This window comes from Chryseobacterium paridis, assembly GCF_016595215.1.
GTDB lineage: Bacteria > Bacteroidota > Bacteroidia > Flavobacteriales > Weeksellaceae > Chryseobacterium > Chryseobacterium paridis.
The window spans coordinates 1-23750 of record NZ_JAENHK010000001.1 but is presented as its reverse complement, the minus strand read 5'-3'; the positions used below and the strand labels follow the sequence as shown (position 1 = coordinate 23750).

The 23750-nt window shown below is 33.9% G+C and carries 15 protein-coding genes and 1 tRNA gene; 8 read left to right on the top strand and 8 right to left on the bottom strand.

Annotation, left to right across the window (positions count from 1 at the left end; all coding sequences use genetic code 11):
• The first annotated feature begins 29 nt into the window (after positions 1-29).
• Positions 30-103 (top strand) — tRNA-Met (locus JHL15_RS00080).
• Positions 104-157: 54 nt separating this feature from the next.
• On the opposite strand, the gene JHL15_RS00075 is transcribed toward JHL15_RS00080, so the two are convergent.
• From JHL15_RS00075 to JHL15_RS00040, 8 genes are all read right to left on the bottom strand, one after another.
• A complete protein-coding gene (locus JHL15_RS00075) occupies positions 158-1459 on the bottom strand; it encodes an HlyD family secretion protein (RefSeq protein ID WP_200241287.1) in 1302 nt (433 codons plus the stop codon).
• Between the two features lie 73 nt (positions 1460-1532).
• Positions 1533-1736: a hypothetical protein gene (locus tag JHL15_RS00070; protein WP_200241284.1), complete on the bottom strand. Its 204-nt coding sequence runs from the start codon at positions 1734-1736 to the stop codon at positions 1533-1535.
• Positions 1737-1783: 47 nt separating this feature from the next.
• Positions 1784-3976: a peptidase domain-containing ABC transporter gene (locus tag JHL15_RS00065; protein ID WP_200241282.1), complete on the bottom strand. Its 2193-nt coding sequence runs from the start codon at positions 3974-3976 to the stop codon at positions 1784-1786.
• Between the two features lie 349 nt (positions 3977-4325).
• Positions 4326-5828 carry a thioredoxin domain-containing protein gene (locus tag JHL15_RS00060; protein WP_200241279.1) on the bottom strand — a complete coding sequence of 501 codons (1503 nt, stop codon included), beginning with the start codon at positions 5826-5828 and terminating at the stop codon, positions 4326-4328.
• Between the two features lie 833 nt (positions 5829-6661).
• Positions 6662-7720 carry a DUF3810 domain-containing protein gene (locus JHL15_RS00055; protein ID WP_200241276.1) on the bottom strand — a complete coding sequence of 353 codons (1059 nt, stop codon included), beginning with the start codon at positions 7718-7720 and terminating at the stop codon, positions 6662-6664.
• Positions 7710-9155: a sugar MFS transporter gene (locus JHL15_RS00050; protein WP_200241273.1), complete on the bottom strand. Its 1446-nt coding sequence runs from the start codon at positions 9153-9155 to the stop codon at positions 7710-7712. Before JHL15_RS00050 ends, JHL15_RS00055 begins: the two co-directional genes overlap by 11 nt.
• Before the next feature lie 41 nt (positions 9156-9196).
• Positions 9197-9904 (bottom strand): lysophospholipid acyltransferase family protein, encoded by a 708-nt coding sequence (locus JHL15_RS00045; RefSeq protein WP_200241271.1) that lies wholly within the window; start codon positions 9902-9904, stop codon positions 9197-9199.
• Positions 9905-9928: 24 nt separating this feature from the next.
• Positions 9929-10387, bottom strand: a complete 459-nt coding sequence (locus tag JHL15_RS00040) for a GtrA family protein (protein ID WP_200241269.1) — start codon at positions 10385-10387, stop codon at positions 9929-9931.
• 229 nt (positions 10388-10616) lie between these two features.
• On the opposite strand from JHL15_RS00040, the gene JHL15_RS00035 reads away from it, so the two are divergent.
• The 7 genes from JHL15_RS00035 to JHL15_RS00005 all read left to right on the top strand — a co-directional run bounded on the left by JHL15_RS00035 (position 10617) and on the right by JHL15_RS00005 (position 22915).
• Positions 10617-10880 carry a hypothetical protein gene (locus tag JHL15_RS00035; protein WP_200241266.1) on the top strand — a complete coding sequence of 88 codons (264 nt, stop codon included), beginning with the start codon at positions 10617-10619 and terminating at the stop codon, positions 10878-10880.
• An 85-nt stretch (positions 10881-10965) separates the two neighbouring features.
• Positions 10966-11817 (top strand): BadF/BadG/BcrA/BcrD ATPase family protein, encoded by an 852-nt coding sequence (locus tag JHL15_RS00030; protein ID WP_200241264.1) that lies wholly within the window; start codon positions 10966-10968, stop codon positions 11815-11817.
• An 11-nt stretch (positions 11818-11828) separates the two neighbouring features.
• Entirely contained in the window at positions 11829-14117 is a 2289-nt protein-coding gene (locus JHL15_RS00025; RefSeq protein ID WP_200241262.1) for an NADP-dependent malic enzyme, read from the top strand.
• A gap of 174 nt (positions 14118-14291) precedes the next feature.
• Positions 14292-14876 (top strand): Holliday junction branch migration protein RuvA, encoded by a 585-nt coding sequence (gene ruvA, locus JHL15_RS00020; protein ID WP_200241260.1) that lies wholly within the window; start codon positions 14292-14294, stop codon positions 14874-14876.
• A 57-nt stretch (positions 14877-14933) separates the two neighbouring features.
• On the top strand, positions 14934-21959 hold the full coding sequence (sov, locus tag JHL15_RS00015; protein ID WP_200241257.1) for a T9SS outer membrane translocon Sov/SprA: 7026 nt from the start codon (positions 14934-14936) through the stop codon (positions 21957-21959).
• Between the two features lie 226 nt (positions 21960-22185).
• Positions 22186-22563, top strand: coding sequence for a glycine cleavage system protein GcvH (gene gcvH, locus JHL15_RS00010; RefSeq protein ID WP_200241255.1), 378 nt, complete (start codon positions 22186-22188; stop codon positions 22561-22563).
• A complete protein-coding gene (locus tag JHL15_RS00005) occupies positions 22505-22915 on the top strand; it encodes a VanZ family protein (RefSeq protein ID WP_200241252.1) in 411 nt (136 codons plus the stop codon). Before gcvH ends, JHL15_RS00005 begins: the two co-directional genes overlap by 59 nt.
• Positions 22916-23750: the final 835 nt, after the last annotated feature.

Below are 23750 nucleotides of genomic sequence, written 5' to 3'. Positions count from 1 at the left end.
AATATTTTATATATTTGCACCACCAAAAAGGCGAGGTAGCTCAGTTGGTTAGAGCGCAGGATTCATAACCCTGAGGTCACGGGTTCAATTCCCGTCTTCGCTACAAAAAAACCGTAACAAACATGTTACGGTTTTTGTTTTATATGGATATTTATAATTAGCTACTTTGATATCCAAGGAGCTTTCTGATCTGATAGAAGAACCTTTCGATCAGTCTTAGATCTTGAGTTACAATATCTGCATTTCCTTTAAGTTCTTTATCAAATGTAAGATCTCTTTTATAAGACGTTTTCAGTCCTTTTGGTAGAAGGACATCTACATAATAATTACCTTTATCATCGGTAGAGAGAGAAATACTTTGAACTTTCCCTTCTACAATACCATATTCCTGGAACCGATAATTATCTAACTTGATCAATACTTTTTCTCCTGGAGTAATTTTCCCTGAGTTAGTAGGAGGGACAGACATTCTTCCAACCAGCCTTTCTCTATTTTTTGGAAGAATAGATAGTATAGCTTCACCACTTTTTACAAACTGATTTTCGCCAAAAAACTGTTGGAAGCTGGCAATACCATCTGTAGATGAAATAACCAGGAAATTTTGCTCCCATTGCTTTAAAGACTTTCTTAATTGTTCAAATAGTTGTAAGCTCTGTGAAGAATAATTGATTTTATCTTTTTCAGTATTAATTGCAGTTCCACTTTTTGTTTTATTAAGGTTGGAAATAGCTTCTTCCATCTGAGACAGTGAAATAGTAATGTTTTCCAGATTTTGCTGAGCCTGGATGTATTTTATCTTTTCAGCCTCAAGCTCCATAGATGCGATTACGCCCTGATTAAACAATTCCTGAGATCTTTGATAGCTTTTCTTTGTAAGTTGATATTTTGCCTGTTCCAGGCTCTTTTGTTGCTTGGTAGTAGCAATCCTTAGTCTGTACTCAGAAATACTTTGATTCGCTGCGAGATTTTCAGGAGCATAAGGCTGTAGCCTTGTAAAAAGATCCTGATCCTGGAAAGCTTTTGCGAAATTGTTATAATCACCTTGTAATTCTCCTAATTTAAAGTGTGATGTTTCTTGAATAGGGAAAGAAGAGAGCTGATTTGGAGCCAAGGAGTCTATGATCTTTTTTAATGTTAGAACATCATTGTAATTGGCTGCAGATTGCATGACCATAAGGACATCATTTTTTTTGACCTCCTGATGATCTTTTATAAATATCTTCTCAATTTTAGAATTAGTTCTGGCTTCTAATTTCTCTGGTGGATTTTGTGAAGTAACAACAATAGGTGCTGAGACAAATTCAGGATATTTTATTATATAACTCATGATTAAAATGAGTATAAGAATAATGAATATAACGCTATTGCCCCATCGGATCATCCAATGAGGTGGGCGTGTAAGAATATCCTGAACACTCTCCGAACGAAGTTCTATATTATCTAAAATTTCTTTTTCCATATAAGAATAAACGATTGAAAGTAAAAATCCTCAAATCGAGGATTTTACTTTAATCTTGATATAATTAAATTATTTACAGAGGTAATTTATAATCACATTTTGGGTCATTCCCCATTTCAACTCCAGGAATTACCCCTCCCGGACAGTATTGATTGCATGCATTCCATACTTTATTGCTGCCAATGATGCAAAAGCAATTACATGGATAAGCAGGAATAGGTCCTGCACCCGTAATTTCTTTTAAATTTTGTCTTCCGATTTTCTTTAAATCTCTCATAGTTAATATTTTAGGATTAATTTAGTCAAGTTACTAAAAATCATAGATTAATTTCCTAATTCAAGTTGATTTTTTACAAGTCTGTAATATTCACCTCGTAAAGCAACAAGCTCAACATGACTTCCTTCTTCCACTACTTTTCCTTTGTCTAAAACAATTATTTTATCGGCATGTTTAACGGTAGATAGTCTGTGAGCAATTACAATTGCTGTTTTTCCTTTAAAAAACTGCTCCAGATTTTCCATAATGATCTTTTCATTATTTGCATCCAGTGCAGAAGTAGCTTCATCAAAGAAGATGTACTCCGGAGACTTGTATACAGCTCTTGCTATAAAAAGCCTTTGTTTCTGTCCACCACTTACACCAACACCTTCGTTTCCTATTTTAGTATTATAGCTTAATGGGAGTTCTTCAATGAATTCTTTTATGTTTGCTATTTCTACGGCTTTTCGTAATTTTTGCTTGTCAACAGTGTCTTCTCCAATAGCAATATTATTAGCAATCGTATCATTGAAAACATATCCTTCCTGCATTACTACACCGCAATGATCTCTCCAAAATCTTGGCGAAACGTTTTTTAATTTTGTATTGCCAATTTTAATATCACCACTATTGGGTTCGTAAAATTTCATTAATAACTTAAGTAATGTTGTTTTTCCACTTCCGCTGGCACCAACAATGGCAGTCGTCTTTTGGTAGGGTATATTCAAACTTAAATTTTCAAATACATATACATCAGAACCAATATATCTGAAAGAAAGATTTTCAATTTCTATATCTTTTTGAGGGAGTTCAGAAGCATATTGCTCATCTTTATTTTCCTCGTCTTCTTTGTCATGTATTTCGCCTAATCTTTCCAGGGAGATCTTGGCATCTTGAGTTTGTTTGATAAAATCAATCAACTGTAATAAAGGACTATTTAGCTGACCAATAATATACTGTACAGAAAGCATCATCCCCAGTGTCAGATTTCCATCAAGAACCAATTTAGCTGATAGAAAGCTTACCAGAATATCTTTCATCTGATTAATGAAGTTACCTCCAACAGATTGCCATTGTTCCAGAGAAAGAGATTTTATTCTGATTTTGAATAATTTTACCTGTAGGAATTCCCAATCCCATCGTTTTTGTTTTTCGGCGTTATGCATTTTTATTTCCTGCATTCCATTGATCAGTTCGATGACCTTACTCTGCTCCTGAGATACCTGGGAAAACCTTTTATAATCAAGTTCTTTTCTTTTGCCTAAAAAGAATGTGATCCATCCGATATACAAAATGGCTCCAACCAGGTAAACGATAAACAATCTATAATCGTAAAGTAGGAGTACAATACTGAAAATGATTAAGTTTACCAAGGAAAATAATGTATTCAGCGATGAGCTGGTAAGAAGTTGCTCAATTCTGTGATGATCATTAATTCTCTGCATGATATCGCCTGTCATTCTGGTATCGAAGAAACTAATAGGAAGTTTCATGAGTTTGATAAAGAAATCCGAAATAATGGAAATGTTTATCCTTGCAGAGAGATGAAGCAAAATCCAGCTTCTGATTACTTCTATGCCCATTCTACCAATAAAAAGCATAATTTGAGCAAGTAAAACCAAATAAATGAAATGTAAATCCTGATTTTGTATACCAACGTCTACAATACTTTGCGTCAAAAATGGAAATATAAGAGATAATAAACTCCCCGCTAAAAGTCCTACAGCAAGCTGAATGACCAGCGATTTATATTTAAACAAATATTTTGATAGGAATGAAAAACTGGCTTTACTTTCTTTGTCATCAAATTCTGTCTGGAAGAAAGCCGGAGTCGTTTCTAAAATTAAAACAATTCCCTCCTCTGTCTTTTCAGTTGCATTTTCACCAATCCATAATTTGATAAACTCCTCTTTGCTATAGGTGATTAGCCCATAACTGGGATCTGAAATATATACTTTATTATTTTTGTCCACCTTATAGACAACTACAAAGTGATTTTTGTTCCAGTGTACCACACATGGAAAAGGAACTTCTTCAGCAAATGTGTTAAAATCGACCTGAACTCCTAATGATCGGAATCCTAAGTCTTCGGCTGCATCACTTAATCCCAACAAACTGCTTCCCTCACGAGTAGTTTCAGAAAGGCTGCGGATTTGTTGCAATGAAATACTTTTGCCGTAGTACTTGCTAATTATTCTAAGGCATGTTGGACCGCAATCTTTGGCATCAGGCTGCCTGTAAAAAGGAAATTTCTTCAAAATTTATAATCATTTAAAAATGCCGTCATATTTGACGACATTTTTTATTAATATTTTTTAATACCAATTAAATTAGTGCTGACAGATGTTATCAGTGATTAAACACTTAGAAGGTATTTCATTACAAATCTCTAAAGGATAATAACCTGAATTTAACGAAACTCCTATAGTACATGGAGAGTGTATTTTCGAGGATCTATCGCTTACTTTTTTACGATCTGGTTCTGAACTTTTCTTTGAGTTTTCCATGGTGAAAATTTTCTGATATAACTGGCTGCGACAAGGCTTTTAGAGTCCTGTTTTATTTTTTTCCTAAATTAGTGAAATTTGTTAAATTATTACAATTTTTTTAAATTTCATCATCTTCAATCAGTTCATCAATGAAATAATGAATATCCTCACGATCATATTTATCCGGAAACTGAAATCCGTTAATGATCAAAATAGGAGTGAAGTTTAATCCCGCATTGCTATTTTCATGTGACATTGCATTAAGAGCACTAAGATCTTCTACTTGATTATTACCTACCAGATCTTTGATCTGTTTTTCATCTCTATTTTCGAACCACGTTTCTACCACTTTTAAGAACTCATTTTCATGCTTGTTTTTATAAATATTCATGAAGTCTGATAAAAGACCCGTAGATTTCTCATTTGATCTATCAGAAAAATAATTGAATCTTATCTGAGCAGAAATGTCATTTGGATATTTTTTTAATAGGCTTTCCAGGATTTCATGTGCTCCTTTACAGAAGCCACAATATGGATTTGAAACTACAGCTATGTGGAGTTTTGCATCTTTATTTCCTAGGGAAAAAGTTTGGTTATCACTGAATGTTACTTTATCTTTTTCTAAAAGTTCTCTTTTGAATAGATCGTAATTTCTTTTAAATCTTAAGTTTTTAGCATTTGATTTCTGTAGAGCCTCTTTATCTGTGAGTATAGTATTGAAATAAGAAACAGCAAAGAAAATAATTCCCCATAATAGTAAACTTAATATTGCAATGTTGGTGTTGAAATAGAAGTTCTCAAAAAAGAATAATGTAAGGATTAACTGAACTACTAAAATTGAGATAATCAAAAGGCACACACGACAAAATGTCTTTTCTACAAATGCTTGTATATAAATAGAGTAGCCAATAGCGATGAGTGAAACAATTGTGAAGCCTTTAATTATATAACCAGTTGCCGGTAAAAATACTCCGAGAACTGCAATTCCTATGAAATAGATCAGTGAGAAATCTGAGAATTTTAATCCAAGTATGCTGGTTTTATCTTGATTAATGATTTTGTTGCATGAGTTTACGGTTTGATTTGCTGACGTATCGCCACAAATACTTCCAATCACCGCTGAAGTATTTCCAAACTTCTGATTGAAGATTTCTAAGGAAATATAGACACCTGCTAGTGACAAGAGATTAAATAAGATTTGATACCAGGCGAAGTTGATAGCAGAATACAAAAGAATTATTCCGAGAATAGCATATATAAATGGCTTATAATTCGATATCTTTTGTTCCGAATTTTCCGTTTTTTCAAATAAAAGAACAAAGTCGGATGATGTTTTATGAAGTTCTTCTTTATTTACAGTTTTTGATTTATCAGAATAAACAGAATATTGAGCTCCCGCTTTCTTTACCAATGAGAAAGAATTATCTACAATAGCAATAAATTCCTCTGGAAGTTCATCCCAATATTCTTTATCTAATTGGTAAGCATCATTTTTAACTCCCAAAAAGTTAAGTGTGTCACTAAAAGCAAGTGCTGATGGGTAATTCGGATGAGAATTAAACTGAAAAAGAAACTCCTGTTTATCTAGTTTTAAGTAGTTGATTAGTTTATCGAAGGTCATGTTAATATTTTTATCTAAAATACAAAGATGTTTTAAAAAAGCAAATGGTTTTTCATATTTATGGGACTTATTACGCCATTTTTATAGGTGTTTTCTTGCGCTGTTTTTATAAGTTTCTGATAATTATACATTTATTGCTAATTTATGTAGAATTAATCAACTTTGTATGAAATAATATTTATTCTGTATTAAAAGAGAGATTCAATTGGATTTACTTCACCTATAAAGCTTATATACTCACTAAAATGCTTTTCAAATATTTTTAACAAATAACTTTCTTATAAGATAAATAAAATAATTACAACAGGGTACAAACGATACCTCTTCGTAAAAAGATTCCAAAAGGAAGCCGTTTAATAGTATTGTTGCTAATTAATAAAACATCAGCTTATCAGGTTGATTAAGGTTAAAGAAAATATGTAAGTGATGAAACAATAGATGATGCTAAAGAACCATTGAAAGTAAAAAGATATACAGATAATTTTATAGAAATTCCGACTGTTGAAAAGTAGAGTTATTTATATAAGGACGGAATTTTTAAAATTGAATATTTTAAGTTTTTAAGCTGCTTTTTTTGGATAAAATGTATCTAAATAAAATGTTTTTTATTGAAATTAAAAAATTACTATAAAAATTGCCTATTCGGTGTAAACTCAAATAAACTTAAAAAATCATAAAGTTTTCATAAAGTTTTACAAAAGAATAAAAATGTTTTTGTTTTTATAAATAATGTTGTACTTTTACATCGCCTTGAATGAGGGAACAAGTCAAGGTAATAAATTTTTTTTCATCATTTGTGTTTTTAGAATCGTATCGCCTGATACGATTCTTTTTTATTGCTCGTAATTTAACAGTAAATCAATGAAATACGAGTATGTTACAGAGCCTTCCTGCTGATTGCTTTGTAAAAACAAATTGTTTGTAAATCCAAAAAAATCATCCAACCATCCCTGATGTTTTAAAATAAAACTTCTCTCATACAATCGATCCCTTTTCATTCCTGCAGAATAGTTATTTATGATAGATTTTACGAACTTAGGGTCTTGTTCAACGATAAATCTTAAAAGGCTTTTTAACGTAAAATATTCAGTGCTGTATCTTAGCTCCAGGTTTTCTGAATGTATACCCACCAAATATCCCACAAAATTCGCTTCCTGTTCTCTGGCAAAACCTAATTGATGGGAGCTTTCATGAGCAAGAGTAAAAGGTATAAATGAGGAAGGAAGATTTGGATTGTACTGCGCTTCTGCGGTGAAGGGATTATAGTATCCAAGAATTCCTGTAAAGTTCATCACCGTTTTGAATAGGCTCGGTTTTATTGAATTAATTCCTGTCTCTTTTTTACCTGAAATATAATTGGGAAGCCTTTGTTGTTGCGAAAGTATTTCCTCTTGAACAGTTTTTAAATCACGGGCTACAAAGATTCCGTTTTTATCCTCAGAAACAAGTTTTCGAGTAATCTTACATTTTTCAAGATATTGGAGAGCTAGTATTTTCGCCTTTCTTACATCTGGCTTTTCTTGTTTTTTTAATTTTTTAATGATAGGGGTTTGGAAATAAAGCATTCCCCAGGAAACCTGATAAGAAAAGTAAAAGAGATTGATGATCAATAAAAGCTTTAGAATGGCCTTGTTTCTACTTTTCTTACTGAAACATTGGAATATGATGTATATAGAAATGAAAGCGAGTAAAACGTACATTACATCGCCCAATGAAAAAGGGATCCAGGAAAAGATTATCTGATGAAATCCTTTTTGAAATTCAAAAAACTTTTCGAACACAGAAACGATTATTTTCGATTTTGAAAAAAAGAAAAACAAAAGAAATTGGGCAAGTAATATACCCGCCCAAAATCTTTTTTTCTTATATATATGTATATTTTTAGTGTCCACTACCTTTTGAAATTTTATCTAAATCAATTCCTTGAGATTTCAGAATTCCACTCACACGGATGGCATAAAATGCCAGATAAGCAAAACAAATAACTCCAATTATATAACTGAAATGCACTGTTGTCAAATCAGCTACATATCCCTGGATAATACTTACAATACCTCCTCCCATAATCATCATGATCAGGAATCCTGAACCTTGATTGGTATGTTTTCCTAATCCATTAATAGCAAGGGCAAAAATACATGGCCAAAGAGTAGAGCAGAACAAGCCTACACTTGTAAATGCATAAACTGAAACCATTCCAGTTGTTAGCATTCCTGTCAATAGAGCAATAATCCCTGCAACGGAAAATATAAGAAGCATTCTTGCTGGGTTTCCTTTACTCATAATATCGCAGATGATCATCGCTATAATAATAAATGCGTAAACATAAAAATGAGAAAGATCGTGTTTAGCAATGGCATTTACTAATAAGAATACACCAAATGCAAGATAAGGAGCTAAAAATCGTAATATCTTTTTTAAACCCGAACTAAGGTCAAATGCTTCCACGGCACCTGTCCAACGTCCAATCATTAATGAAGCCCAATATAGAGAGATGTAGGGAGCAACATCCTTTGTTTCAAATCCAAGATTTTTTTCCATATAAGCAGGTAGATTACTTGCTGTAGAAACTTCTACACCTACGTAGACAAATATAGCAATCATTCCAAGTACCAACTGTGGGTATTGAAAAGCCGATTTTCTGTGTTCTCCTGGAGTAGCATCTTCAGTATCTTCAAGATTTGTAGGAGTAATAGCTGGAAGAGAGGAAAACTTAAGCATTATGGCAACTAAAACAAACGCAACACCTAATATTAAATAGGGTATTTTAACACTCTCGATACTTGCTTCTGTATTGGCAGCAGCTGCAGAACCGAAAATAGCAAAAGAAACAATTAATGGACCAATAGTTGTCCCAAGGTTATTAATACCTCCTGCCATTGTTAATCTTTGTGATCCAGTTTCAATAGGACCAACTTCGATGGCTAAAGGATTGGCTACGATCTGCTGTAAAGAGAAGCCTAGCCCAACTATAAATAGTCCTGAAATCATCAATGGGAACGATCCCATATTGGCAGCCGGATAGAATAATAAAGTTCCTGCAGCTGAAATAAGTAGTCCTGTAATCAGACCGTTTTTATATCCAATTTTGTTTACCAGGTCTTGTTTCAGCCCTTTAGAAATAGCCATATAAATTAAAGAACCGACTGTATAGGCAACATAGAAACAAATCTGTACCAGCATACTTTCGGTTTGTGTTAAGTTAAAAGCTTTTTGGAAAACTGGGATCAGAATATCATTACTTGCTGCAACAAATCCCCAGAAAAAAAATACAGTGACTAATGGGATGAATTGTCCCCAATTAGTTTGTTTAGAATAATTCGACATGTTTGTTAAAGATTTCTTAATAACAAATATAATTATTTCTTTTAAATAGAACGTTCTAGCAAGGTTTTTTTTATTTCGTTAAAAGCCTCGGTTTTCATCTCTTTTTGTGAGCCTGTAGGTTCCATAATATCATTGAAATACACCTTGACCTTGCCTGGGCGACCTTTAGAATTGTCGAATGGAAATATTTCTTTTAAACCAATGAATGTATAAACTGCTATAGGAGAATGATGTTTTGTAGACAAGGTGAATGCACCATCTTTGAATTCGTCTAAGAGTATAGAGGTATCATCCGGAACACCCCCTTCAGGAAAAATAACGATGCTATTACCTTCTTCCATTTTTTCTGCACATCTTCGGTATACATCTGCACGGCTTCTTGCGCTTCCACGATCTACCATTACACATATTCTTTTATAAATAGTTCCGAAAATGGGAATCTTTACCAATTCTTTTTTACCAACATAGCAAAGAGGGTGGTTAGGAAACAGGATGCAGGGAAGCATAATGTCCATAATAGAGGTGTGATTCGAAATGACCACATATTGCTTATTAGGATCAACTTTTTTATCTGTGAGATTGATGAGTTCATATCGAAGTCCCATTCCATAGAACATTCCAAAACACCAAAAACGGATAAACTGATAAGCGTATTTATAATGTTTTTTGCTAAACGATAAAATATAAACCGGTATTCCAAATACAATCGTTAAAACAAAGGCTAATATCAGAAGCCAAAGCCTCCACATATAATTTAAAATCTTTACCACAGACTAACCATTAAAAATTACTTTCTTCTTGACCGAATAATTAAGAATAGAAACCAATAAAATTGCTGCAATCTTACTCAGTATTTCCGGGCTCAAGGTATAAAAAATTAAATTGATATTATCTTTAAATATGAAACTATAAAATACCTGGAAGAAACTAAGGCTGAGTAGTGTTGAAATAAAAGAGACTACCATAAAATAAACAAATTCCTTTCTTTTTGAATGTTTCCCTCTTTCAAAAACAAACCATATACTTAAAAAGTAATTTGTAATAATCCCGCAGCAGGTAGAGAAAATATTACTCAGTGGATAATGGATTCCATGGAAATTTGTTTCCGAATGCAAAAATTGAGGAAGGTAGGTGCTGAAAATTTTAAAACTTCCGATTTCCATAATAGCACTTAGTCCTCCTGCTAATATGAAGAAAAATATTTGTTTCTGACGTAGTAGTAATTCTCTCATCGAATTTATCTGATGTGCAAATTTATAACTATATGTTAAACAGTAAAAAAAGTTGTTAAATATTTTTTTTTAATGAAAAATAGTTCTAATTTTAATTTCAGAAACAAATAAAAAGCACCTGATAATAAATTCATTTTCAACTAGTTGTGTTGATGGTTTTTTCTATCTTGTAATGCGCGATTGAAAGCATTTTCCAGAACTTTATAACCCAATTTATAATAATATTTGTATGAAAAGTCAAAACAAATACAGAAAATTCCAGCTCCAACAGAAAAATATTGAGACTCTTGAAAGAGAGAATTCAAGATTTAAGAGAGTTTACTCCGAGTATGAAAATATGTCTGATGAACTTTGGAATCTTGAGAATTCTAAAGGAGAACAGGTGCCTGATGATTTTATAAATGCTATGATCTTACAGACTTCCTACCTTGAAGATGAGATTCAGGATTGGCTAATACAGTTCAATGAGAAAAAAGATGATATAAAACATTAATTTTCCAAGCCACCTTCTGGCTCGTTTGTAAAGCTATTTAGAGATAAAATTCATAATTTAGCATCCTTAAATTAAAATGTAATATATGGTTGCTATTGTTGATGGTGGTTCTACCAAATGTGATTGGGTGATTTTAGACGACTTCAAAAAAGTCTTTATGAAAACGGAAACTATTGGTTTTAATCCCAATAATATTGGTGCAGAACTTATTGTACCCGAAATAGAAAAGAACATCAACCTTAGCGCTGTCAAAAATTCTATAACAAAAGTATTTTTCTACGGTTCAGGTTGTGGAATACCTGAAAATTGCGCTACTATCGAAAGAGAACTTGCGAAATTTTTTATCAAAGCAGATGTGGTAGCGAAAGAAGATCTAATGGCTGCTGCATATGCCGCATATACTGGTAAACCTGCAATTGTCTGCATCTTAGGAACGGGGTCGAATTCCTGTTATTTCGATGGACAGAATTTAAAAATAAAGCTTCCATCACTTGGATTTCTTATTGGTGATGAAGGCAGCGGTAGTTCAATTGGAAAACAATTGGTTCGACGTTTTTTTATGCTCAAGCTTCCAAAAGATTTGCATACTGAATTTGAAGAAACTTATCACCTGACTATTGAGGATGCATTGAAAAACATGTATCACACTTCAAGACCCAATGCTTATTTAGCGAATTTCAATAAATTTGTTGTTGAAAGAAAAGATCATCCTTATTTTCAACAAATGGTTTTCGAAGAAATGAAAAATTTCTTCGAATATCAGGTTCTTCCCTATGAAGAATCGCAAGATGCCGAAATTAATTTTATTGGCTCTATTGCCTATTATTATGAAGATACTCTTCGATCTGCAGCAGCAGAACTTAATTTAAATGTTGGTAAAATTGTACAAAAACCTATCGAAAGTTTAGTAAATTACCATATTAAATATATACTATAAAAATAAATTCTATGTCAAATAAAATCCATCGCGACGAAAAGAACTTTAATCAAGCCGCATTAGATTATCATAAGGCTGAACCTAAAGGTAAGGTTGAAGTCATTCCTTCAAAACCGCATTCTTCTCAAAGAGATTTGTCTCTGGCGTACTCTCCGGGAGTTGCAGTTCCTTGTATGGAAATTCACGAAAAACCAGAAACAGTTTATGATTATACCGGAAAAGGAAATCTTGTTGCGGTAATTTCTAATGGTACTGCCGTTTTAGGATTAGGTGACATCGGACCAGAGGCTTCAAAACCGGTAATGGAAGGAAAAGGCCTTTTATTTAAAATTTTTGCTGATATCAATGTCTTTGATATTGAAATCAATGAAAAAGATCCTGATAAATTTATCCAGATTGTAAAAGGAATTGCACCTACTTTTGGTGGAATCAACCTTGAAGACATAAAAGCTCCTGAGGCATTCTATATTGAACAGAGGTTAAAAGAAGAGCTGGATATTCCTTTGATGCATGATGACCAACATGGAACTGCAATTATTTCTGCGGCAGCATTGATTAACTCTTTGCAAATTGCCAATAAGAACATTGAAGATGTGAAGATGGTTGTAAATGGAGCAGGAGCTGCTGCAATTGCATGTACCAAACTTTATATTTCTTTAGGCCTTAAGAAAGAAAATGTTTTAATGTGCGACAGCAAAGGAGTTATTAATCACAAAAGAGAAAATCTTACTCCTGAAAAATTAGATTTTATTGTAGAGACAGATATTGAAAGTTTAGAAGATGCTGTAAAAGGATCTGATGTATTTGTTGGATTATCTAAAGGAAATGTGATGACTCCGGAGATGCTAAGCAGTATGAATGAAAATCCTATTGTTTTTGCTTTAGCCAACCCTGACCCTGAGATCGCTTACGATTTAGCACTTGAAACTCGTAAAGATGTGATCATGGCTACGGGAAGAAGTGATTTTCCTAACCAGGTTAATAACGTACTAGGGTTTCCTTATATTTTCCGTGGAGCATTGGATGTGCAGGCAAGGGGGATTAATGAAGAGATGAAGTTGGCGGCAGTTCATGCTATTGCTGATTTGGCAAAAGAACCAGTTCCAGAAGCTGTTATTTTAGCTTATAACCTTCAGAATCTTCAATTTGGTAGAGAATATTTTATTCCAAAACCATTTGATAACAGATTAATTACCCGAGTTTCAAGTGCAGTAGCAAAAGCGGCTATAGATAGTGGAATTGCAGGTAAAACGATTTCTGATTTTGAAGAATATGAACATCAGCTTCTTGATAGAATGGGAAGAGATGAGAAGCTTGTAAGAATGATGCAAAGCCGCGCAAAATCTAATCCAAAGAGAGTTACATTAGGAAATGCTGAGGAATATAATGTATTGAAAGCGGCTCAGATTCTTTATGAAGAAGGAATTGCATATCCAAGTCTTTTAGGGGAAAAGAAATATATCAAAGAACAGATGGAGCGTTATGGAATTAACCTTGATGTTCCGATTATTGATCCTAGTGACGACGATCAGGAGGAAAATAGAAAAAAATACAGAGAAACGCTTTGGAAACTTCGTCAAAGAAAAGGGATGAACGAGTATAAAGCAAAAAGATATGTTCGTCAGAGAGACTATTTCGGTCCTTTAATGTTGAAACATGGAGATACAGATGCCTTGATTGTTGGGTTTTCTAAAAACTATGCATCTGTTTTACGTCCTGTTTTAGAAATTATTGAAAAGGAAAAAGGAGTAGACAAAGTGGCGGCGATGATGATGATCCTTTCCGAAAAGAAACCTATTTTCTTTGCAGATACATCCATCAATAATAATCCTACAGCAGAAGACCTGGTTAATATTGCAAAAATGGCTGAAATTACAGTTAAGTCTTTTGCTATTGAACCAAGAATTGCGATGCTTGGATTTGAAAATTTTGCAGCGATTTCTGATACTTCTAAAAAAGTAGCAAAGGCTGTAAGCATCTTGCACGAAAAATATCCTAAAATGATTGTAGACGGAGAAATCCAACCTGATTTTGCAATGAATGCTGATCATCTTAGTGATTATCCTTTTTCAAAATTAGGAGAAACTCCAGCCAACACATTTATTTTCCCAAATCTTGAAAGTGCTAATTTATCATACAAGATTATCAGAGGTATGAAAGTAGCTCAGGTGATAGGGCCAATTCTTATGGGATTAAAGCAACCTGTACACGTTTTACAAATGCGTTCAAGCGTAGATGAAATTGTAAATCTGGCTACTGTTGCTGTTCTTGATGCTCAAAGAAGAGAAGCAAAAAAGTAATCTTTTTTAACAAATTGTTTAAATAAATATTGAAAACTCCAAATTTTGGAGTTTTTTGTTTTTAAACCAAATGATTGAATATCACCTCAAAATTTAAGTTAAAAATCATTCGTACGTGAAATGAAAACATTAATTAGTTTAAATTACTATATTTGGGAGTTTTAAAAAATTATAATGATATTTTCTTTACAAGGCATTGTTCAAGAACTTACGCCAACTTATGCTGTAATCAACGTCAATGGAGTTGGTTACTATACGGGCATTAGTTTAATGACCTCACAAACTCTGACACTTAATCAGGAGACCTTTTTATTTATTCAACAGATTATTCGGGAAGATGCACATTTACTATTCGGCTTTAACAGTCGTTTAGAAAAAGAAATGTTCAATCTGTTAATAAGTGTTAATGGTGTTGGAGCAGTTTCTGCTCTTATTTTGTTGTCGACATTAAGCCTTGATGAGATTGCTTCAGCGATACTTTCAGGCAATAGTGCATTGATTCAAAAAGCTAAAGGGATAGGGGCTAAAACAGCAGAAAGAATCATCGTAGATTTGAAGGATAAAGTCCAAAAATTCAGCAACCCGGAAGAAAATATTTCTACAGTTGCAAATAATAAAATCAAGGAAGAATCGTTATCTGCATTAGAAGTTTTAGGAATTCCTAAACGCATGAGCGAGAAGATTGCAGATCGCATGATAAAACAAAATCCAAGTATTTCAGTAGAAGAATTGGTGAAACAAATTTTAAAAAACCTTTAACATTTGGTGGCAAATAATAAGTATCTCAATATATTCCTGTTCCTGTCGTTCTTGTGTATGTCAGTAAGTACTTTTGCACAGGTACGACGAGACACCGCAATTATTAAGAAAGACTACGAACTGGCGGACCCTACACAATTCGAAGCATTTTACGATATAAAAACCGGAATGTACTACGTATATCCTAAGATTGGAAATACGGTAACAGGGCCACCGACAGCTATGTCTCCCCAAGAGTATAAGGAATTTATGCTCGCAAGTCAGACAAAAGCCTATTACAAAGATAAATCAGACAAATACAATTTACTTTTCAGAAAAGATAAAAGTGATGCACAGAGAAAAGGCTTAATTCCTGCTTTAACCATTCGTAACAAGCTTTTTGAAACTATTTTTGGAAGTAATAAAATAGAAATTATTCCTACAGGATTTGCATCCTTTGACTTTGCCGGTCTTTATCAAAAGATCGATAACCCATTAATTTTACCACAAAACAGAACCAGTTTTACCTTTGATATTAATCAGAGGATTCAGCTTGGGTTGTTGGGGAAAGTTGGGGAGAACCTTCAGTTAAAAGCCAACTATGATACCCAAAGTGGTTTTGCATTTGAGAACAGAATGAACTTGGTCTGGCAAGCAAAGGGAAGCTGGAAAGATTTGCAGCAAAAAGGACTTGGCGATGTCAATGCACCAGGAGCCGGATCTGAAGATAAGATCATCAAAAGAGTAGAATTTGGTAATGTTAACATGCCCCTTTCTACAAGTTTAATTAGAGGTTCTCAGTCTTTATTTGGGGTTAAAACGGAATTCCAGCTAGGGAAAACTTTTGGAACAGTAGTACTTTCCCAACAACAGGGAGAAGCTCGAAATATTGTAGTCCAGGGTGGTGGTGCTGTAAATACCTTTAAGATTGATGCGATAGATTATGAAGACAATCAACACTACTTTGTAGGACATTATTTCTTAGATAACTATGATAGGGCGCTAACCAATTATCCTCAGATCAATTCGAGAATTAATATCACGAGGATGGAAGTCTGGGTATTGGATCAAGGAAATAGTAATCTTGCCGCTCAAAAAAGTATTGTCGGAATTAGAGATTTAGGAGATAAGGACGGAATACTTCCTGACAACCCTAACAATAATCTTTATCAGGCGATTTCAACTACGATGGGGACAAGAGATCCCGGTATTAATTATAACGATCTTATCAAAAATCAGTCTCTCCCAGATGCAACTGGGGCTTCGGTGCCATATGTAGAAGGGGAAAACTTTATTTTTAATAAAAAAGCAAGAAGATTAAATACCAGCGAATATACATTGGAACCTAAGCTGGGGTATATTTCATTAAATCAGAAATTAAATGACGGCCAGCTTTTAGCGGTTTCCTATTCCTATACGGACGGAGCCAATAAAGTATATAAAGTAGGGGAATTCTCGGAAGAGAGCCCTGTTCTTATTACTAAAGTTTTAAGATCAAACACTACGGTGAATGTATCTTCTCCTATGTGGCCATTGATGATGAAGAATATCTACTCGTTAGATGCCGGGCAAATAAGCCAGGATGGATTCATCTTGAATGTGCTTTACAGAGATGCTCAAACCGGAGGTAAAGTAAACTACCTTCCCAATACAAGTGTTAAAGATATCAACTTACTGAAGTTATTGAATTGGGATCGTTTGAACATGAACGGAGATATACAGAACAATAGTGGTGGAACCACAGGAGATGGTATATTTGACTTTGTAAACGGAATCACAATCAGACCAGAAAATGGTAAGGTTATTTTCACGAAAACACAACCTTTTGGTAGCTACATGGCGGGTGTTCTGGGATCAAGTAACCCTCAGTTTGTTCAAACAGATATTTATAATCAACAAAAACAGTTTGCAACATATGTCCCTAAACGTTATACACTTGAAGGACGATACAAAGGAACAGCAGGGCAGGGAATCTCTTTGGGTGCAGTGAATGTTCCTCAAGGTTCTGTAAAAGTTTCTGCTAATGGTGTCCAACTGACAGAAGGAATAGATTATACCGTAGACTATATGCTAGGAACGGTTACCATTATCAACGAAAATGTAAAACAGTCCGGACAGGCTATTAACATTTCGTTAGAAAATCAATTAACTTTTAATACTCAAAGAAAACGATTTCTAGGATTAAATCTCGAGAGAAGATTTAATGAAAACTTTATTTTAGGAGCTACTGTTGTCAATTATTCTGAATCTCCACTTACCCAAAAGGTAAATTATGGGCAGGAGGCTGTTAATAATACAATGGCTGGAATTAATTTGATGTACAACAACCAGCTTCCTTTCCTTACAAGACTCACCAATAAAATTCCAATGGTGAAGACCGAAGCTCCATCCAATTTAAACTTTAAAATGGAGGGTGCCTACTTACTTCCGGGATTAAATAAAGGAACAAATGATCAATCCTATATTGATGATTTTGAACAGACCACATCAAAAATATCATTAAAAGAGCCTGCAGCATGGAGTTTAGCTTCTAAACCTGAAAAATCAGGTGGGGTATTCCAAGGTGCAGGTGCCAGCAATGATCTTACGAATGGATATGGAAGAGGACTTTTATCGTGGTATACTATTGACCCTAGGTTCTGGGGAGTAGGAGGAAGACCTCCTGCAGGGATTACTCCTCAATCAGTTTCCAATCATGCTTCCAGAAGGGTACAATATTCAGAGATTTATAATAACAGAGATTTTGTTGCTGGTGAGCAAACTTTTACCAACACATTTGATATTTCTTACTACCCAGCGGAAAAAGGTCCTTATAATGTCAATCCGAATAATGAGGCTACCCAACAAAGATGGGCAGGTATTATGAGGCCTATTAGTGTATCCAATTTTGTGAATTCAAATATTGAATATGTTGAATTTTGGATGATGGATCCGTATGCTGATGGAAATAATTTAGGAGCTAATCCAAAATTATTACTTCAGTTAGGTAACGTGTCTGAAGATGTACTAAAAGATGGTTTTATGCAGTATGAAAATGGATTGCCAACAGGTTCTGCACCATCAGTTACAACAAGTTCAAATTGGGGAACACAACCAAAACAACCTCCTATTCTCTATGCTTTCTCAAGTGAAGGACAAGACAGGACTGTACAGGATGCCGGATATGATGGTTTAACTTCAGACCAGGAGTCCATGAGATTTGGAAATACATTTACCAATCCAGTGACCAATATTGCTGACCCTGCGGTGGATGATTTTGTATTCTATATGTCAGCAAGGTTTACTGGAACTCAGGCATCATCATTGGTTCAGAGATATAAATACTTCAGAGGTCCTGAAGGAAACTCACAAAGTAACTCATTAGAGGTTTCTTCTCAAACTCCTGATGCAGAAGATATCAATAAAGATTATAACCTTGATCAAAGTGAGAACTATAACGAATATCAGATTAAGTTAGATCCAGGAAGTTTAGTTTTAGGGGATAATAATATTGTTGATGTAAAAACAGTTCAGGCACAATTTCAAAATGGACAGACATCACCTGTAAAATGGTACTTATTCAGAATTCCTGTTTCACAATATGTAATGGATGCTGGAGATCATAATCCTGGAGTTCTTAATAATGTAAGATTTGCAAGAATGTTATTGACAGGTTTTGATCAGACTTCTACCATAAGATTTGGAACAATGGATTTAGTAAGGTCAGACTGGAGAAAATATCCTAAAAAAACTGCAGCGACAGGAGAAGTTGGGGCTACTGATCCAGGGACTGAAGGGGTTAATGATTTATCTTCCGGTGACCTTGCAAATTTTGAAATAGGAAGTGTTAATATTGAAGAAAATGCTCTAAATCAACCTCCTTATGTTTTGCCTCCAGGAATAGACAGACAAATCCTAAGTGGAAACGCAGGTGTACAAAGACAAAATGAAAGTTCATTGTATTTAAAAGTCAAGAGTCTTCCGTCTGGACAATCAAGAGGGGTGTTTAAAAACACAACATTAGATATGAGAAGGTATAAAAAGTTAAAACTTTTTGTACATGCTGAAGATCCTACTGGAAGTGGTGATGGTATGGATCCGAGAACTAAATTTTTTATCCGCTTCGGAAGTGATGCTGCAGATAATTACTATGAATATGAATCTTCATTGAAGATCACAGCAAAAACAGCGACCACTCCAATGGAGATATGGCCTATGGAAAATGATGTTGATCTGGAAATTCAAAATTTCGTTGATGCGAAGATTAGAAGAGATAAAAGTGCACCAAATGATATTTCAAAGAGAATTAGAGATGCAGTATTTGGTGAAGGGGATGCTCTTAAAAATATTTATATTAAAGGACGTCCAAGTTTAGGAAATATCACAACTATAGTAATCGGTATTAGGAATGGAGATACTAGGGCAGCTCTTCCTGATAGAATATTATGGGTTAATGAAATTCGACTTTCGGAGATTGATAATAAAGGAGGGTATGCAGGAAATGCAAGTTTAAACTTTAATCTTGGTGATTTTGCAGTAGTAAACGCCAATGGGTCTTATACATCAGTTGGATTTGGAAATATTGATTCAAAACCTGCAGAAAGAAACCAGTCTACACAGTCAGCATTTAGTATTAATACTGCTATTAATCTAGATAAATTCCTTCCTGAAAAAACAGGGGTTAAGATTCCGGTTAATTATTCTTACGCACAAACTATTGAAGATCCTAAGTATAATCCACTAGATACAGACGTTGAGTTTAAGAATGCACCAAACAGAGAGCAGCTCAAAAAGGTAGCAAGAACCTACACTCAACAGAGAAGTTTAGGAGTTGTTAATATGCATAAGGAAAGAGTGAATCCTAATAAGAAACCTAAATTTTATGATGTAGAAAATGTTTCAGTTACTGCAGTGTACAACGATGATTTCTTCAGGGATATTTATACCAAGAAAAATTATCGACAGTATCTTAGAGGTTATGTAGATTATAATTATACTTTCAAACCTTGGGTGATCAAGCCATTTAATAAGATGATTAGTGATACGGCTAAGTCAACGAAGTATTTGAGATGGGTCAAAGAATTTAATCTTAATCCAATTCCTACAAGGTTCTCTTTCAGAACAGAAATTGATAGGAATTACAATGAACTTGAGTTCCGAAGTGTTGATGCTATTATCAATGGTAATTTTAATGATCAATCTCAAGCGATTAGAAATAGAAACTTCTATTTTGGATGGCAATATGGTTTAGGATTTAATTTTACGAAATCATTAAAATTAGAGATCAATTCTGCAACAAGAACATTGAATGATAACGTTGATGTAAATACAATGGATAATTCTTCAATTTTTGGAAATGTATTCAGAGCGGGAAGACCTGTCTTATATAACCATAGAGTACAGTTAAATTATAAACTGCCGTTCCAATACTTACCGTACCTTGATTTTATCGATGCCGAATTAGGTTATGGATTTACTTATAATTGGAATGCCAGATCTACTGCTTTATACAGTTTTGTTAATCCAGATACTCAAAAATCAGAAAGTTTAGGATCAATAGGACAAAACACTAATGTTATTCAAGCAACTGCAACAGCTGATTTCCCTAAGTTCTTTGGTCAGTTCAAATATTTCAAAAACATAGCGACCAAACTTTCAAAACGTAAGCAGGAGATTGACTCATTGAATAATGTGTATACACAGCAATGGGAAAAGAAAAGATATAAGTTTAAAAACTATAAGTTTAAAAATAGACTGACTGTTTTACAAAGTGCAGCATTTTTACTTACTTCTTTAAAACAGTTGGATGTTAACTATTCAGAAAATAATGGAACTGTATTACCAGGTTTGCTATCTGCACCAAATTGGTATGGGTATGGACAAACGTTAGGTGGTCCTACTATTGGATTCCTATTAGGGTCACAAGCAGATATTCGAAGAACAGTAATTGAGAATGGTTGGGTGAGTGGTTCCGACTATATGACTGATCCATACGTTCGAATGTCAACAAGAGAACTAAGAGCCAATTTGCAGGTTGTGCCAATGAATGACTTAAGGATTGATGTCAGTGTATTGCATAATTATAATAGAAATTTTTCACAGACAGGATATAATAATCGACTTAATCTAGGTAGAACCAATCATGATTATACATTTGCGAATGATTTGATTACTTATTCAAATTCCGTGGTACTTTTGAAGACTTCCTTCAAGGATGGTGCAGCCGTATATCAATCCATTAGACAGAACGCGCGAGCTATTTCTCAGCAAATGGGAAATCCTGCTACTACAGATAATAATGGTTTCACTGACGGATATGGTATTGGTAATGCATATGTTTTAATACCTGCATTTAGGGCAGCAGTTGAAGGGAAATCTCCTAAAGCAATTGGAGATGCCAAAAAAGCAGGATTACCAATTCCAAACTGGAAGGTAACTTATTCAGGTTTAAGAAATGTACCAATTATCAATGGTCAGTTCTCTAAGTTTGATATTTTACATAGTTATAATGCTACTTATACAGCAACGGGAATTCAGTCAAGTATTGATTATTTTAATGCGATTTCAACCAATGGTAGTCTCTTTGATGTGAATGGAAATAGAATCAATCCATTTACATTCTCTCAGGTAGGATATGTGGAATCTTTCTCACCATTGATTGGAGTTGATGTTACTATGAGAAACAATATGCAGTTTGGTATTCAATACAACAGAAACAGAATGTTGTTATTAGGATTGGTTAACCAAACGCTTACAGAAGATGCAAACACAGAATATGTAGTTAGACTAGGATATATCATCCGTAACTTCAGATTAGGTGTGAATGACACCAGAAGACGAGGTAAAGGTAAGGGAAGTGATCTCAATATCCGTGGAGACTTCTCATTGAGAGATAGCAGAACAAGTGTTACGAATATATTATTAGATGATTCTCAACTTACAGGAGGACAAAGATTAATGAACATAAAGCTTTCTGCAGATTATAATGTTTCTGAAAATCTAAACTTAAGAGTATTCTATGAGCAAATGACTTCTAAATACAAAATCTCTACAGCATTCCCGCTATCAACTGTTAGAGCTGGATTGTCTGCAACATTTACATTTGGCGATTCCGGAGGCTTTTAAATAACAATTATTTCCATATTAGTTGATCCCCTTCTTGTCATAGAAGGGGATTTTCTTTTAAATAGAGTACATGTAATAAAAACAGATGGAAGTATATTTACAGCATGATAAATTAATTAAGCTTTGCTACAGTGATAAGCTTTAAAAACATTTTAAATAAACAAACATTCTTTTTTTGGAGCTTATAGAATTTTGAATAAATTTGTAGAATAATAAAAATCAAAAAATGAACACACCATCGGAATTAAAGTACACTAAAGATCACGAGTGGATCAAGATTGAAGGAAACGTAGCTACTATTGGTATTACAGATTTTGCACAGGGAGAGCTTGGAGATATTGTATATGTTGATATAGATACTGTAGATGACGATCTTGACAATGGAGCTGTATTTGGAAGTGTAGAAGCAGTAAAGACTGTTTCAGATCTATTCTTACCTATCGCAGGAAAAGTTACAGAATTCAATTCAGAGTTAGAAGCTCAACCTGAATTATTGAATACTGACCCTTATGGTGATGGATGGATCATTAAATTAGAGATTGCTGATGGTGCAGATCAGTCTGATTTACTTTCTGCGGAAGAATACCAGGCTATCATTGGATAGAATTTCAAAAATATTTAGTAAGATATTGCCCATTTATTGGGCATTTCTTACTTATATGCTTCTCAAGCCCGGAGAAGAGAACCACGAATATTTTTTTATGTTCAATGGATTCGATAAAGTTTTGCACGTAAGTATATTTGCAATGCTTGGGTTTTGCTTTATTGCAACTTTCCCCAAAATCAAATTCTCTTACTTCTTTCAGATCATCCTTATATATGCCTTCCTTACAGAAATATTGCAGGAAGAGATGGGTCTTGGAAGATCTATGGAAACCTTAGATATAGTGGCAGATATTATTGGATGCCTTCTTGGATACTATATATATAAGGTACTTATTAAGCGGTTTTTCTGATCAGATAATTTATTAACCTACGATGAAGTCTTCATCTTTCCCTTTTTTCTTAGAAGCTTAATCCCGCTATCCACTCATACTCCTCGTTCCATCGCCTTCTTTAAGAGCCACGCTTACTGCGGGGTAGCCGTTACTATCGGGGCTAGAGTATTCGTCCTTTTTGTATTATTGCTCTTATACAGAAAAGAAGTTTTCTTTTATACCTATTTATAGAGCTAAAAAATCTATCATCTGAAACATTTCGATAAAATAGTAAACAGAAGAATAGCTGTTGGATTCACAAAAAGTTTCAATTTTTATATAATAAAGCTTTTTAGGGAGGTTTCTTTTAAATCATTTCCACTATAATAATAAGGTTATTCTGCCAATAAACTCCATCTATATCCTCTGTTAGAAATTAATTGGTTAATGTGGATAAGTATATTGAGTTTTTAAATTATGTAATACCAGTTACTTAGCTAAATACTTTTCCACTATATCGAATCTGAAGTTAAATAATTTTGGAAGTGTAGGGTAATAAGTACTACTTTTGCCCCACTGAAAACGAGAGATAGTAGGTAGCGCAGAAGAGTAATTAAGAACGAGAGGCTGATAAAAAAATAAATAAAGATTTATTTTGAAAAGTCAAAAAAGTTTGTATCTTTGCAGTCCCAATTAAGGGAGCGTAGGAGTATAGAGATTGAATGAAATGAGAGGTTAGGGTTAATGAAAAAAAAACTTTAAAATTTTCTTCAGAAACATTTGGTCAGATGAAAAACATTACTTACTTTTGCACTCGCAAATCTGAAGCAATAACGACAGAAAAAACGCTTTAGAGGACGCGAAAGAAAAGAGA

Bases quoted from the DNA above. Each gene is read 5' to 3' on its own strand.
- JHL15_RS00075 (WP_200241287.1), bottom strand. From the start codon at position 1,459: ATGGAAAAAGAAATTTTAGATAATATAGAACTTCGTTCGGAGAGTGTT.
- JHL15_RS00070 (WP_200241284.1), bottom strand. From the start codon at position 1,736: ATGAGAGATTTAAAGAAAATCGGAAGACAAAATTTAAAAGAAATTACG.
- JHL15_RS00060 (WP_200241279.1), bottom strand. From the start codon at position 5,828: ATGACCTTCGATAAACTAATCAACTACTTAAAACTAGATAAACAGGAG.
- JHL15_RS00050 (WP_200241273.1), bottom strand. From the start codon at position 9,155: ATGTCGAATTATTCTAAACAAACTAATTGGGGACAATTCATCCCATTA.
- JHL15_RS00045 (WP_200241271.1), bottom strand. From the start codon at position 9,904: ATGTGGAGGCTTTGGCTTCTGATATTAGCCTTTGTTTTAACGATTGTA.
- JHL15_RS00040 (WP_200241269.1), bottom strand. From the start codon at position 10,387: ATGAGAGAATTACTACTACGTCAGAAACAAATATTTTTCTTCATATTA.
- JHL15_RS00035 (WP_200241266.1), top strand. From the start codon at position 10,617: ATGAAAAGTCAAAACAAATACAGAAAATTCCAGCTCCAACAGAAAAAT.
- JHL15_RS00030 (WP_200241264.1), top strand. From the start codon at position 10,966: ATGGTTGCTATTGTTGATGGTGGTTCTACCAAATGTGATTGGGTGATT.
- JHL15_RS00025 (WP_200241262.1), top strand. From the start codon at position 11,829: ATGTCAAATAAAATCCATCGCGACGAAAAGAACTTTAATCAAGCCGCA.
- ruvA (WP_200241260.1), top strand. From the start codon at position 14,292: ATGATATTTTCTTTACAAGGCATTGTTCAAGAACTTACGCCAACTTAT.
- sov (WP_200241257.1), top strand. From the start codon at position 14,934: ATGTCAGTAAGTACTTTTGCACAGGTACGACGAGACACCGCAATTATT.
- gcvH (WP_200241255.1), top strand. From the start codon at position 22,186: ATGAACACACCATCGGAATTAAAGTACACTAAAGATCACGAGTGGATC.
- JHL15_RS00005 (WP_200241252.1), top strand. From the start codon at position 22,505: ATGGTGCAGATCAGTCTGATTTACTTTCTGCGGAAGAATACCAGGCTA.